This window comes from Salmonella enterica subsp. diarizonae (genome assembly GCF_008692785.1).
In the GTDB taxonomy this organism is placed as follows: Bacteria; Pseudomonadota; Gammaproteobacteria; order Enterobacterales; family Enterobacteriaceae; genus Salmonella; species Salmonella diarizonae.
Map to the genome: position 1 here is coordinate 214260 of NZ_VXJV01000002.1, position 13745 is coordinate 228004.

13 protein-coding genes are annotated in these 13745 nt (G+C 53.7%); 2 read left to right on the forward strand and 11 right to left on the reverse strand.

Annotated elements, in window-relative coordinates:
• From rsxD to blr, 7 genes are all read right to left on the reverse strand, one after another.
• Complete coding sequence (gene rsxD, locus F4V72_RS05050; protein WP_053508065.1) at positions 1-1059, reverse strand: electron transport complex subunit RsxD; 1059 nt, start codon at positions 1057-1059, stop codon at positions 1-3.
• Positions 1060-3171, reverse strand: a complete 2112-nt coding sequence (gene rsxC / locus F4V72_RS05055) for an electron transport complex subunit RsxC (RefSeq protein ID WP_150342430.1) — start codon at positions 3169-3171, stop codon at positions 1060-1062.
• Positions 3164-3742 (reverse strand): electron transport complex subunit RsxB, encoded by a 579-nt coding sequence (gene rsxB, locus F4V72_RS05060; RefSeq protein WP_053508062.1) that lies wholly within the window; start codon positions 3740-3742, stop codon positions 3164-3166. The genes rsxC and rsxB overlap by 8 nt, the downstream gene beginning before the upstream one ends.
• The gene (rsxA, locus tag F4V72_RS05065) at positions 3742-4323 is read right to left on the reverse strand and encodes an electron transport complex subunit RsxA (RefSeq protein WP_000133179.1); all 582 of its coding nucleotides are present in this window, start codon (positions 4321-4323) and stop codon (positions 3742-3744) included. Before rsxA ends, rsxB begins: the two co-directional genes overlap by 1 nt.
• A 76-nt stretch (positions 4324-4399) precedes the next feature.
• A complete protein-coding gene (locus F4V72_RS05070; protein ID WP_000214061.1) occupies positions 4400-4840 on the reverse strand; it encodes a DUF2569 domain-containing protein in 441 nt (146 codons plus the stop codon).
• Between the two features lie 88 nt (positions 4841-4928).
• Complete coding sequence (gene ydgT, locus F4V72_RS05075; protein ID WP_136058258.1) at positions 4929-5144, reverse strand: transcription modulator YdgT; 216 nt, start codon at positions 5142-5144, stop codon at positions 4929-4931.
• A gap of 298 nt (positions 5145-5442) precedes the next feature.
• Positions 5443-5568 carry a division septum protein Blr gene (blr, locus tag F4V72_RS05080; RefSeq protein ID WP_023179784.1) on the reverse strand — a complete coding sequence of 42 codons (126 nt, stop codon included), beginning with the start codon at positions 5566-5568 and terminating at the stop codon, positions 5443-5445.
• A 207-nt stretch (positions 5569-5775) separates the two neighbouring features.
• On the opposite strand from blr, the gene F4V72_RS05085 reads away from it, so the two are divergent.
• Positions 5776-6816, forward strand: a complete 1041-nt coding sequence (locus tag F4V72_RS05085; RefSeq protein ID WP_170245742.1) for an oxidoreductase — start codon at positions 5776-5778, stop codon at positions 6814-6816.
• A gap of 74 nt (positions 6817-6890) precedes the next feature.
• Here F4V72_RS05085 and add read toward each other — a convergent pair whose 3' ends face one another.
• The 3 genes from add to malX all read right to left on the reverse strand — a co-directional run bounded on the left by add (position 6891) and on the right by malX (position 10883).
• Positions 6891-7892, reverse strand: coding sequence for an adenosine deaminase (gene add / locus F4V72_RS05090; RefSeq protein WP_053508060.1), 1002 nt, complete (start codon positions 7890-7892; stop codon positions 6891-6893).
• 216 nt (positions 7893-8108) lie between these two features.
• Complete coding sequence (locus F4V72_RS05095) at positions 8109-9281, reverse strand: MalY/PatB family protein (protein ID WP_023248121.1); 1173 nt, start codon at positions 9279-9281, stop codon at positions 8109-8111.
• A gap of 9 nt (positions 9282-9290) precedes the next feature.
• Complete coding sequence (gene malX / locus F4V72_RS05100) at positions 9291-10883, reverse strand: maltose/glucose-specific PTS transporter subunit IIBC (protein ID WP_023248122.1); 1593 nt, start codon at positions 10881-10883, stop codon at positions 9291-9293.
• 172 nt (positions 10884-11055) lie between these two features.
• Here malX and F4V72_RS05105 point away from each other — a divergent pair, with 172 nt between their 5' ends.
• Positions 11056-12084: a Mal regulon transcriptional regulator MalI gene (locus F4V72_RS05105; protein ID WP_136058259.1), complete on the forward strand. Its 1029-nt coding sequence runs from the start codon at positions 11056-11058 to the stop codon at positions 12082-12084.
• A gap of 57 nt (positions 12085-12141) precedes the next feature.
• Here F4V72_RS05105 and F4V72_RS05110 read toward each other — a convergent pair whose 3' ends face one another.
• Positions 12142-13650 (reverse strand): YdgA family protein, encoded by a 1509-nt coding sequence (locus F4V72_RS05110; protein WP_023248124.1) that lies wholly within the window; start codon positions 13648-13650, stop codon positions 12142-12144.
• Positions 13651-13745 lie beyond the last annotated feature (95 nt).

Here is a 13745-nt window from a genome sequence, read left to right on the forward strand (position 1 = left end):
TTATCCTTTGCGATGTCCATAGACGCGGGGGCGCGTGTAGTAGTCGATCAGAGGAACCGTGATATTCGCCAACAGGACAGCAAAAGCAACGCCGTCCGGATAACCGCCGAAGCTACGAATCAGCCACACTAATACCCCAGCCAGCGCGCCGAAAATTAAACGTCCACGGTTGGTCGTGGAGGCGGTAACCGGATCCGTTAAGATAAAAAACGCGCCCAGCATGGTGGCGCCTGACAGAAGATGCAACTGTGGCGAGGCCAGCGTAGCGGGCGAGAAAAGCCAACCTAACGCGGCGCATAGCGCCAGCGTGAGCAGAAAACTGACCGGGATATGCCAGCGGATAGCTTTTTGCCACAGCAGGAATACGCCGCCGACAAGCCAGGCGAGGTTAACCCACTGCCAGCCTACGCCGGCCAGCATGCCGCTGTATATCGGGTACTGCATAATTTGCTCAACGGAATGCCCGGCGCGCAAGGACGTTTTAAACGTATCCAGCGGCGTCGCCTGGCTGATACCGTCAATTCCTATACGTAGCAGCGTCATATCGCCGCCGCTGGCGGTATGCCCGGTAAAAATCATCCGCAACGTGTCCAGCATATCGGGCGTTGTTGCGGCTATTTCATAAGGCGGCAACCAGCTTGTCATTTGCACCGGAAAGGAGATTAATAGCACCACGTAACCGATCATTGCCGGATTAAAGGGGTTTTGTCCCAGCCCGCCATATAACTGTTTGGCGATAATAATGGCGAATCCCGTTCCCAGCACGACCATCCACCAGGGCGCGAGCGGAGGGATACTGACCGCCAGCAAAAGCCCCGTCAATAACGCGGAATAATCCTGCAGGTGGCTGGCGACCGATTGTTTGCGCAGCCTAAGGACAATGGCTTCTGCGACGAGCGCCGTGATGGCAGCCAGAACGATCTGGAAAAGCGTTCCCCAACCAAAAAACCACGTCTGCGCGGCAATCCCCGGCAGAGCGGCGATTAACACCAGCAACATGATTCGCGATGTCTGGCGCTGGTTATGGGTATAAGGCGAGCTTGCGATTCTGAATACCATTTAGTCCTCGTTAACAACCTGCTGCTGTGCTGCTTTTTTTGCCTGGACGCGGGCGATCGCCGCAGCAACCGCGGCTTTGCGCGGGTCGACCGGTTCGACAGGAATGCTTACGGCCTGCTGTTCCTGCTTGCGGGCTTTGGCACGGGCGATAGCCGCTTCCACCGCGGCTTTGCGCGGGTCGACCGGTTCGACAGGAATGCTTACGGCCTGCTGTTCCTGCTTGCGGGCTTTGGCACGGGCGATAGCTGCCTCCACCGCGGCTTTGCGCGGATCGACCGGTTCGACAGGTTCACTTACGGCCTGCTGTTCCTGCTTGCGGGCTTTGGCACGGGCGATAGCTGCCTCCACCGCGGCTTTGCGCGGGTCGACCTGTTCGACAGGTTTTACGGCCTGCTGTTCCTGCTTACGGGCTTTGGCGCGGGCGATAGCTGCCTCCACTGCGGCTTTGCGCGGATCGTCGCCAGATATCGCGCTGTCAGCCATCGTATGACCGGCTTGTTTAGCGCGCGCTTGCGCTTTACGTGCTTCACGGGCCGCGATCGCGGCGCTATTGTCCGGCAGACTACCAGCCTGAATAATCACCGGCTGCGTGGCCTGCGCCTGTTTCTCTTTTACCCGTGCCAGCGCAGCGGCAATGGCATCCTGATCTTTTGCCGCAGGTTGTACGACCGCACTCTTGTGGCGTGCAAGGCGGGCGGCTTTTTCGCGCTCCAGTCTTGCCTGACGAGCCTCAAAACGCGCTTTTGCTTCGGCGGCGCGTTTTTCTTCAAGCCTTATTGCATTAATCTCCGCTTTTTCCTGACGGAAATATTGGACGAGCGGAATATTACTGGGGCAGACCCAGGCGCAGGCGCCGCATTCTATACAATCGGCAATATGGTGAGTGGTAGCCTTGTCATGCTGCTGCCCTTTGCTGAACCAATAAAGCTGCTGCGGTAAAAGGTCGGCAGGGCAAGCGTCAGCGCAAGCGCTGCAACGAATACAGCTTTTCTCTTCCTGAGGCGTTCCCATTTCAGTCACGGATGGCGCCAGCAGGCAGTTGGTGATTTTTACAACCGGTACGTCAAGCCAGGGAAGGGTGAATCCCATTAACGGACCGCCCATGATGACCATTTGGTCGGCGGAAGGGCAGAAACCGGCATCGTTAAGCAAATGACGAACGGGAGTGCCGAGCCGCGCCCAGACGTTACCCGGACGGCTTACCGCTTCACCCGTTAAGGTGACGACGCGTTCTGTGATCGGTTCGCCGTCAACCACGGCGCGTTTAATGGCATAAGCCGTACCGACGTTTTGCATCAGCACGCCAATATCAGAGGAGCGCCCGCCGTGGGGAACCTGTTTTCCCGTCAGTATCTGAGTGAGCTGTTTTGCACCGCCGGAAGGGTATTTGGTTGGGATAACGCGTAACGAAATATCGTGGGCGTCAGCCAGTACGGCGCGCAGCATGGAAATAGCCTGCGGTTTGTTATCTTCAATGCCGATTAATACCTCACGCGGTTGCAGAATATGCGCCAGGATGCGGATACCTTCCACAATCTGCGCGGCGCAGTCCTGCATCAGACGATCGTCCGCCGTAATGTAAGGTTCGCACTCTGCGGCATTAATAATAAGCGTGGTGATTTTATCGCCGCCGCCCTGCAATTTAACGCCGGTGGGAAACCCTGCGCCACCAAGCCCGGCAACGCCATACTGATGAATGCGTTCAATGAGCGCTTCACGACTGTGGGCACGGTAATCAGACCAGCCCTCGCGCTCAATCCAGCGGTCCTCGCCGTCGGCATCAATGATGACGCTTAACTCCGCTAGCGCCGAAGGATGCGCCGTCGAGTGGGGCGCAATAGCGATAACCGTCCCGGAGGTGGGCGCGTGTACCGGCAGCATTCTCCCACGTCCACGGGTGAGCGCCTGGCCGCGCAGCACGCGATCGCCGACGCTAACGCACAGCTCGCCCTCAGCGCCAATGTGCTGTTTTAAGGGGATAACGAAGCGCGGTGCTAAAGGCACCTGGCGCAGCGGCGTGCCGTTTGACTGGGCCTTCATTTCGGGCGGATGAATACCACCGTCGAAATCCCAGATTTTATCTTTTTTGAAAGCAGAAAATAGTTTAAGCATGTTGTTCCACGGGAATGATGCGAACGGGAATGGTGTTCAAATCCCATTTCCAACTGTCGGGCGTCTCATTCACCGGACGTAATTCGATGCAGTGCGTCGGACACGGAGCGACACACAGATTACAGCCGGTACAGAGATCGCTCATGACCGTGTGCATGGCGCGCGTTGCGCCGACGATAGCGTCAACCGGGCAGGCCTGAATGCATTTTGTGCAACCAATGCAGTTATTTTCATCAATAATTGCCAGCATACGTACCGGCGCGGCCTGCTGTTCTTCACCATCGCATGGCTGCGGCTCTACGTTTAGCAGCTCTGCAATTTTCAGCATGACGCCCTCGCCGCCGGGCGCGCAACGATTGATTTTCTCACCCTGGAGACCCACGGCTTCGGCGTAGGGACGGCAACCGGGATAGCCGCACTGACCACACTGGCTCTGTGGCAAAATTGCATCGATTTTTTCAACTACCGGGTCATCTTCAACCGCGAATCGGCGAGAGGCATAACCCAGAATGGCGCCGAACACCAGGCCCAGAAAGGTCAGGGCGCCAACGGCAATCCAGACAGTATTCATTACAACTTCACCAAACCACTAAAGCCCATAAAGGCCAAAGACATTAATCCTGCGGTAATCAACGCTATCGCGTTACCACGAAAAGGCGCCGGCACATCCGCCACGGCAAGGCGTTCGCGGATGGCGGCGAACAGAACCATTACCAATGAAAAACCGACGGCGGCGGAAAATCCGTACAGCGCCGACTGAAGAAAGTGATGACCGAGATTAATATTCAGTAACGCTACGCCCAGAACCGCACAGTTAGTGGTAATCAGTGGTAAGAAGATGCCTAACAAGCGGTATAATGCCGGGCTGGTTTTTCGTACAACCATTTCGGTAAATTGCACGACCACGGCAATGACGAGGATAAAGGCCAGCGTCCGCAGATAAATCAGATCCAGCGGAATAAGTATCCAGGTGTCGATAAGCCAGGCGCATATCGACGCCAGCGTCATGACAAAGGTCGTCGCGAGGCCCATCCCCATGGCGGTTTCCAACTTTTTGGATACGCCCATAAAGGGACAAAGGCCCAGAAACTTGACCAGTACAAAGTTATTGACCAGTACAGTTCCGACAAAGAGCAGCAGGTAATCAGTCATGTTTCGGCCTGAAATAAAAAAGCCGCCTATTATCTGTCAAACTACCACAGGCGACAACAGGTTAACTGTAGGGTTATTACGGATTAACAAACGTTGTTTTGACGCGCGCTGAACGTTTGAGATAAGGTACAATGAGCGCCGTCGCCAACAGTGGAAAGAGTAGCTGGCGCACGGCAAAGGCATCTGATACGGGCGAAAAGGCAAATGCTTTAACCGCCAGTAAAACCGACACCAGCAGCCAGATAATGTAATGCTTCGGCACGCAGCGTCTGCGCTTGAAGAATGCAATCGTCAACCACAGGGTATAGTACCACATAGCGATAGCGGTAATAAATGAAATGCCCCATAGCAGTAAATTACCGGTTTCCTGTCCGCTAAGCGTCTTGAACGTTTGCGGTGTGGCAAGCGCCATAACGTAGAGTAATAACGCCAGCGAGGCGCTCAACAACGCGACTAACAGCCAGGCTAACGGGCCAAGAAGCCAGCCTCCGATTCGTTGTGGCGGTGTTGTGGTCATATCTTCTCCGGGGTTACGCGCGTTAACGGTTATGCCGCTCATTTTGGGGCAAATATTATAAGGTTTTTAATGTCAAACGCTACTTTCTTTATTGCACATAGCGCCAGACGGATTGCGGGACCTGACCTACATCAAACAAGCGTCCTCCGGAGACCAGTTCGGCACGGCGGTGATCCGCAGCGCGATACATATTAATAATATCCCTGTCATCAGTAAGGGTATAGTTAAGGTGGTCGAACAGTTTTTCCAGACTTTCGAGCGAACTAATTTTGCGGAATTTTAATAGATAATCCTGAACAGTCATATAAAGTTGATCCATATTAAATATAATGCCAACGAAGTAGTCACTGATAAAAAATAAACAAAATCGCACCAGTGAGAGGTCAGGGGTGCAGGTAAAACGGGAATATTCTTACCGGTAAAGAGTCAGGCGCCAAATGGCGCCTGGGGCGAAAGGTTAACGCGCTTTCCTACAACAGGCAATAAACGTCAGACCAGGATAGAACATATTTCGTTTTTTTGGCCGATTTTTGACTTTTCCCGGCACGCCTTACGACACCGTTCACCGTGCCGTGCGAAAACGCCTTTGCGTTATCTGATGCTTACTTCTTCTGAACGGAAGCAACGGGTTCTGGCGGTTGGTAATTGTCAATATGATTGGCAATACCTAAAAGAATGACCGAGATAACGAGAACTATCCACCCTGTTAATTCAATCAGACGATTCATTATTGACGACATTTGCTTTGATTTATCCATAAACACAGAGAGTAAATGTTACTTTCCTGGCGAACGGTCGGCAAGAGGGATGGGAACGATTTCAAACTCTGTTCTGTAACAAGTTAATCATCAGATGCTACGTTGTTGGTCAGGACGCTATTGCGGCTAATGGTACGATGGTGTGGAATAGCGATATCTAAAACCGGAGGCAGTGAGATGAATGACAAAATCCGCGTTGGGTTAATAGGTTATGGTTACGCCAGTAAAACCTTTCATGCGCCCTTAATTATGGGAACGCCAGGGTTAGAACTTGCGGCGGTATCCAGCAGCGATGAAACGAAAGTGAAAGCAGACTGGCCGGCGGTGTCCGTGGTCTCTGAGCCCCGACATTTATTTAGCGATCCGCATATCGACCTGATTGTGATCCCGACGCCCAACGATACCCATTTCCCGCTGGCGAAAGCCGCGCTGGAAGCCGGTAAGCATGTGGTGGTTGATAAGCCCTTTACCGTGACACTGTCACAGGCACGAGAGTTGGATGCGCTTGCGCGGAGCACCGGCCGGGTACTTTCAGTCTTCCATAACCGCCGCTGGGACAGCGATTTTTTGACGCTGAAAGCCTTGTTGGCGGATGGCGTGCTCGGCGAGGTGTCTTTGTTTGAATCCCACTTTGATCGTTTCCGTCCTCAGGTGCGCGACCGCTGGCGCGAGCAAGGCGGGCCGGGAAGTGGTATCTGGTACGATCTGGCGCCGCACTTGTTGGATCAGACCATTCAACTTTTTGGTCTGCCGGTCAGCATGACGGTGGATTTAGCGCAACTGCGTCCGGGCGCGCAATCTACGGACTATTTCCACGCGATTTTATCTTATCCTCAGCGCCGCGTGATTTTGCACGGTACGATGCTTGCCGCAGCGGAGTCAGCGCGATACATCGTTCATGGTTCGCGCGGCAGCTATGTAAAATATGGCCTTGATCCCCAGGAAGAACGGCTAAAAAACGGCGAGCGTTTACCGCAGGAAGACTGGGGATATGATATGCGTGACGGCGTATTGACCCTGGTTGAGGGAGAGACACGCAAAGAAGAGAACTGGCTTACGTTGCCGGGTAACTATCCGGCATATTATGCCGCCATCCGCGATGCGTTAAACGGTAATGGTGAAAATCCCGTGCCGGCAAGTCAGGCGATTCAAATTATGGAGTTAATTGAACTGGGCATGGAATCGGCAAAACATCGCGCGACGCTGTGTCTTGCCTGAGATTTAGCATTTCTCCGCCTGGGATAGCATTAAACCGCAGGCGGAGAGAGGGCGTTAGCGTCAATAAAGCAATCTTATGCCGCGGCCACTTTTTCGCGCAGCGCACGTTTTTCGCCATCGCTCAGGAACGCCATTTCCAGACCGTTAATCTGTGCCTGGCGAATCTGTTCGCGGCTCAAGCCTGCCGCGGGCGCGGCAACGTGATATTCATGGATAATATCTACGCCCTGAACAGCCGGATCGTCCGTATTAAGACTAGCGAGAACGCCATGCTCAAGGAAGATTTTGAGCGGATGGTCTGCCAGCGATGCGACGGTACTGGTCTGAATATTCGAGGTCAGACAGGATTCAATACCGATACGTTGCTGCGCAAGAAAATCCATTAACGCGCGATCTTCAACGGCTTTTACGCCATGTCCGATACGTTCGGCCCCCAGTTCGCGAATTGCCTGCCAGATACTTTCCGGTCCTGCGGCTTCGCCAGCGTGAACGGTAATATGCCAGCCCGCATCGCGCGCCCGGTTAAAGTGCGACAAAAACAGACTGCCGGGAAAGCCCAGCTCATCACCGGCTAAATCCAACGCGATGATCTTCTCTCTGTGCGCCAGCAGCGCATCAAGCTCCTGTAAACATGCCGCCTCGCCGAAGGTACGGCTCATAATGCCAATGAGTCGCGCCTCGACGCCAAACGTGTTACAGCCGTCGCGTACGCCGTCGATAACGGCTTCAACCACGCCTGCAATCGGTAACTGATGCGCCATCGCCATATAACCGGGCGAAAAGCGAAGCTCAACGTAATGCAGGCCGTTACGTGCGGCATCTTCAATATTTTCAAAGGCCACGCGACGGCAGGCGTCAAGCGATGCCAGGACTTTTACCCCCCAATCGAGCTTAGAGAGAAAGCTTACTAAATCGGGTTCGGTTGAGGTGACCTGAACATGCGGAATCAGCGTTTCCAGCGTTTGGGCGGGAAGGGCGATGTTGAACTGGCGACCAAGATCCAGAATTGTTTGGGCGCGAATGTTGCCATCAAGGTGGCGGTGGATGTCAGTCAAAGGAAGCGTAATATCAATCATGGGCGCACTCAATTTTTAATAAAAGTGCGCACCATTATACTACAGATTGGTAATCCTCTGGAGATTTTGGAAAAACGGAGCCATTACGTTGCAACTTCGCGAGGGCGCGGGAGAAATTTTGTACCATTTTCTTTATCGCGCCCCGGTCAGCTCACAGGGGGAGTTGCTGTCATCGCATCTTAGGATAAAGGGTCAACCCCCCGCTTGTAGACGGTATCAGCGAACGGTGCGGATAGCATTAATTAATCCGTTGACGCCTTTTTCAAGTTTCAGGCGAGGGCATCCGGCATTCAGACGTACAAATCCCCGGCCTTCTGCGCCATAGGTATCGCCGGGCATAATGGCGACTTTCTCCCGGTGAATGAGCGCGTTCTGTAATTTTTGATTGTCAATGCCGAGCGGACGGAGATCAATCCAGGCCAGATAGGTCGATGGCGGCGCTTGCCAGTTCAACGTCGGAAAGGCGTCATTCAGCGCCTGCTCGATATAGCGCATATTAGCCGCCAGATAGACGCGTAACGCATCCAGCCACGGCGCGCCGTGCTGATATGCGGCAATATGCGCCGTGAGCGAGAGCACCGCTGGCGAGGAGAGGCCGTCACGACCTTTTAAGGCGGCCAGGTAGCGTTCACGGCTTGCGCTATTTTCAATGATTCCATAAGCGCCGGTTAATGCCGGGATGTTGAAGCTTTTCGAACCGGAGGAGAGCAGCGCCCAGTCTCCGCGCGCGACATTGCTCCAGGGAATATGCGGCTGGTTTCCCCATACCATATCCATGTGAATTTCATCGGAAATCACCCGTACGCCATGGCGCTCGCACAGCGCTGACATCGTTTCCAGCTCGTCACGCGTCCACACTTTACCGGTGGGATTCTGCGGACTGCACAGCAGCAGGATTTTGCTTTCCGGACGCGCCAGCGCCGTCTCCAGTTTTGCCATATCGCAATGCCAGGCGTTGCCTTCTTTCTCCAGCGGGACGGGAGTGACGATGCGATGGTTGCCTTCAATCGCTTTATAAAAAGCATCATAAGCGGGAGTATGAACTACCACGCCGTCGCCTTCGTCGGACCACTGGCGGATAAGCTCGGACGCCATATAGATAACGGAAGGGCCGTATACAAGGGCGCGTGTATCAATCGTGGTCTGATGACGTGTCGCAAACCAGTGGGAAATCGCCCCTAAAAACGCCTCATTTTTCCAGCGGCTATAGCCTAGTACTCCGTGGGAAAGGCGCTGGTTTAGGGCCTCCAGGATACATGGCGCGGTGGCAAAGTCCATATCCGAAATAGTAAAGGGGAGCAGATCGGCTTCGCCAAAACGATCGGCGACATAATCCCACTGCGTACACCATGTACCGCGACGGTCAACTTCCTGTGAAAAATCGAACATATCTCTTCCTTATGCCTGAACGGTATGCATCAAACCAACCATTTCATCTTTTACAGACTGAACCTGCGGGCCGATAACGACCTGCAAATTATGCTGATTGAGCTGTACGACGCCTATCGCGCGATTGTCCTTCAATGCCTGGACATCTACAAGCGACATATCTTTCACTGACAGACGTAGGCGGGTGATGCAGTTGTCCAGACTCACGATGTTTTCTGTGCCGCCTAATGCCGCCAGGATAGCAGGCACGTTGTAGCCGGATTTTCCTGGCGCGCCAGCGATCGCTTTTTCAATGCTGGTGGCGATCTCCGCCTCGCGCCCCGGTGTTTTGAGGTTAAAGCGTGTAATGGCGAAGCGGAAAATGACGTAGTAAACCGCAAACCACATCGCTGCCACTACCGGCACCAGATACCATTTTGTTGACAGACCATGCAGGATGCCGAACACCACAAAGTCAATAATATTGCCATCTGTATTGCCGATAGTGACGCCGAGAATCGCCATGATGGTAAAGCCCAGCCCGGTCAGCAGAGCATGAATAACATACAGTACCGGCGCCACGAACAGAAACAGGAACTCCAGAGGCTCCGTTGTACCGCCGACAACGCAGGCGATTAAACCGGAAATCAATAATCCTTTAATTTTAGGGCGGTTTTCTGGACGGGCGCAGTGGTACATTGCCAACGCGGCGCCCGGCAAACCACCGAGAAACGCCGGCATTTTGCCTTGCGATAAGAAGCGAGTGGCGCTTTCAGAGAAGCCGTGCGTCGTTGGGCAACTGAGCTGAGCCTGGAAAATAGTCAACGCGCCGCTAACGGTATGCCCGCACACTTCTTGCGTACCGCCCGCCTCGGTGAAGCGAATCAGCGCTACCAGAATATGGTGCAGACCAAAAGGCAACAGCAGGCGCTCGCCGGTGCCGAAAATCATCGGGCCAAAGTCGCCGGCGCTATTGATGATATGACCCAGTCCACTAATTCCCATCGCAAAAACTGGCCATACGAGCGGGATAACCAGGCCGACAAGCCCCATCACGACGGCGGAAACGATAGGTACAAAACGCGTACCGCCGAAAAAGGCCAGCGCATCCGGCAAACGAATGGTGTGAAACCGTTCATGCAGCATCCAGACAATAATACCAGCGATAACGGCGCCGAGGATGCCGGTATCGATCGAGGGGATGCCCAGAATATTTTGTACGTTATTGGCTTTCAGCACCGCCGCATCGGTGGTCGGCAGAATGCCTTTTGCCGTGAGCCAGAAGTTGACCGCAAGGTTCATTACCGCGTAACCGACGAACCCGGCAAACGCGGCGACGCCTTTGTTTTCTCGCGCCAGACCGAGCGGAATCGCGATACAAAACATCACCGGCAGGAAGCTAAAGGCAAAAGAACCTACTTTACTCATCCAGGTGAAGATAGCCTGTAGCAATGGATTACCCAGCACAGGGAGCAGGGTAATAACGTCGTGGCTACTGAGCGAGCTGCCGATACCGAGCATAATGCCGCAGAACGAGAGCAAGGCGACGGGCAACATAAACGTTTTGCCCAATTGCTGGAAAAATTCCCATAGCGTTATTCTTGGTGTGGTTTTCGTCGTCATCTAACGACTCCTTGTTAATAAAGACCGGTGTCAGGTTATGATGGCGAGAAGATAAAACGTTTTACCAGATTTTAGTGCGGCATTAATCACATTACTGACCGATAATAACGCGTATAAAGATAACAGATAGGTAAAACGTTTTATCTGTCAGACTCTGGAGCGATTTGTTGCCATGGCTATCGCCAAAAAAATCACTATCCACGATGTTGCGCTGGCGGCCGGCGTGTCGGTGAGCACCGTTTCCTTAGTGCTGAGCGGCAAGGGGCGAATATCGTCCGCGACCGGCGAGCGTGTGAACGCGGCAATTGAACAACTGGGCTTTGTGCGTAACCGCCAGGCGTCCGCGCTGCGTGGCGGGCAAAGCGGCGTTATCGGTTTGATCGTTCGCGATTTATCGGCACCGTTTTATGCCGAATTGACCGCAGGATTAACGGAAGCACTGGAAGCACAAGGCCGTATGGTTTTTCTCCTGCACGGGGGTAAAGATGGCGAACAGCTAAACCAACGTTTTACCATGTTGCTCAATCAGGGGGTGGATGGCGTGGTGATCGCCGGTGTGGCGGGCAGTAGCGAAGCGCTGAGAGCCCAGGCCGACGCACAAGGGATTCCCGTCGTGTTTGCGTCACGCGCCAGCTATCTTGATGATGCGGATATCGTTCGGCCTGATAACATGCAGGCAGCGCAGCTCCTGACGGAATACCTTATTCGTCAGGGCCATCAGCGCATCGCCTGGCTGGGAGGGCAAAGCGCATCTTTAACCCGCGCGGAGCGCGTGGGCGGCTATTGCGCGACGTTGTTAAAATACGGTCTACCGTTTCACAGCGAGTGGGTCGTGGAATGCACTTCCAGTCAGAAACAGGCAGCAGAAAGTATTACCGCGCTGTTGCGATACAATCCGACCATTAGCGCTGTCGTTTGTTACAACGAAACCATTGCGATGGGGGCGTGGTTTGGGCTACTGAGAGCAGGACGACAGAGTGGCGAGAGCGGTGTCGATCGTTATTTTGAGCAGCAGGTGTCGCTGGCGACGTTTGCTGATGTTGCGGAGAATGCCCTCGACGACCTGCCGATTATCTGGGCCAGTACGCCGGCGCGAGAAATAGGCTATACCCTGGCCGAACGAATGTTGCAGCGTATTGCTCACGACGAGCACCATTTGCGGAGTCAAACGATAGCCGCTCGCCTGGTGACGCAAAAGTAGAGGCTGAGCGTTGTTCGGCGTAGACCGGGTGCAGCGTCGCTGCACCCGGCAAGGCGATTATTGTTGCGGCAACGCCGGAACGTCCGGTACGGAAAGCGCCGGCATCCCAAACAGGCCGACAAAGTCTTCCAACGGCATTTTTTGTCCGTTGAGCATGATCTGGCCATTGGCGTACTGCAAGCTGGAGGCGATGGTATTATCCTTCAGCGTTGTCAGTCTGAACATCTGACCCATTGCAGACAGCCCCTGCACCTGTTGTTTTGCCAGTTTTTCCGCATCATCCTGCTGATAGCCTTCCAGTTTTGCTATCTGCGTCATAAACTCGACCGCCATGTCCATCGGAATTGCCAGTTTCGCATCCAGCGATTTCACGGAGCGGTCGACTTCCTGCGCCAACGTTTGCGGTTGTGCCGTTGTGGTTGCCGGATCTTTCAGGAACAGCGACAGATTCAGCGTGGTTTCCCCTTTGGCGTTTTTCCAGCTAAGCGGCGCCAGGGTCAGCACCGGATCGCCTTTTAACAGCACGGGGAGGGCGCTAAAGAACGCTTCGGTGACTTTTTGCTGATAAAGCTCAGGATTCTGCGCCACATCCGGCTGATTCAGCAGCGCCTGCGTTTGCGCATGATATTGCTGGCTAAACTGGTGCCAGGCTTCGCCGTCGATTTGACCGACTTTCAGCGTTAATTTACCGCTGCCCAAATCCTGATTCTGTACTTTCAGGCTGTTAAGCGAGTAATCCAACTGGCTATTAATGGTTTTTCCGTCATTGACCAGATCGGACTTGCCGGCAATTTCCATCCCTTCCAGCACCGCCATCTCTTTACCTTCAATGGCGATGGACAGCTTATCCAGCGTTAACTTTTGGTCGCCTACACGCTCGTCAAAGCTTGCCAGTTTACTGGTACCGTCTGTTTTCAAATTATTAAAGGTGAGTTGCACCTTTTGATTATATTCGTTAACGGCATCGACCAGACCGCTCTGCGCTTCGCCTGACAGCGAAACCACATTACCGTCTTTATCGGCGTTAAGCTGGAACTCCCCGCCGCTAAAGGCGACCTTTTCACCGGCATTCTCGTAGTTTAACGGCTTGAGAGAGATATCGGAGCGGGTATCGCCGCCATAACCAATGCGGGTATTGATGACAAAGGGCGCGTCGCCTTTCGCGATATCAAAGAGTGGTTTTGCCGCATCGTTATTCACCAGCGTGGTTTTTACCGATGCCATAGAAGGGATCAGATTGAGCGTTTTGAGCTGGGCGAGCGGGAAGGGGCCATGTGAAACAGATTCGTCCAGCACAATGCTTTGCCCGGGTTTCAACCAGGTATTGTCTGCGCCGGCAACCGGTTTGACGACCAGTTGCAGATGGCTACTGAACACGCCGCGCTGGTAGTTTTGATAACTTAATTCAACACCGGCCTCCGGCGCAGTACGCTTGAGCTGTTCATTGGCCTGAGTCACCATTTCTGAAAGATGGTTCTCCAGCTTTTTCCCCGTATACCAGGCGCCGCCTGTCCAGACGATGCCAAGTGCAATCACTACACCTGCAGCTACCAGTGTTTTTTTCATATCAATTGTCCATAAAAATGAAACCAGGCGGATTAAACCGCCTGGAGGAGTTTTACGTCTCTTATAAGCTTAGCAAGAGTTGTTAAAAAATTCAG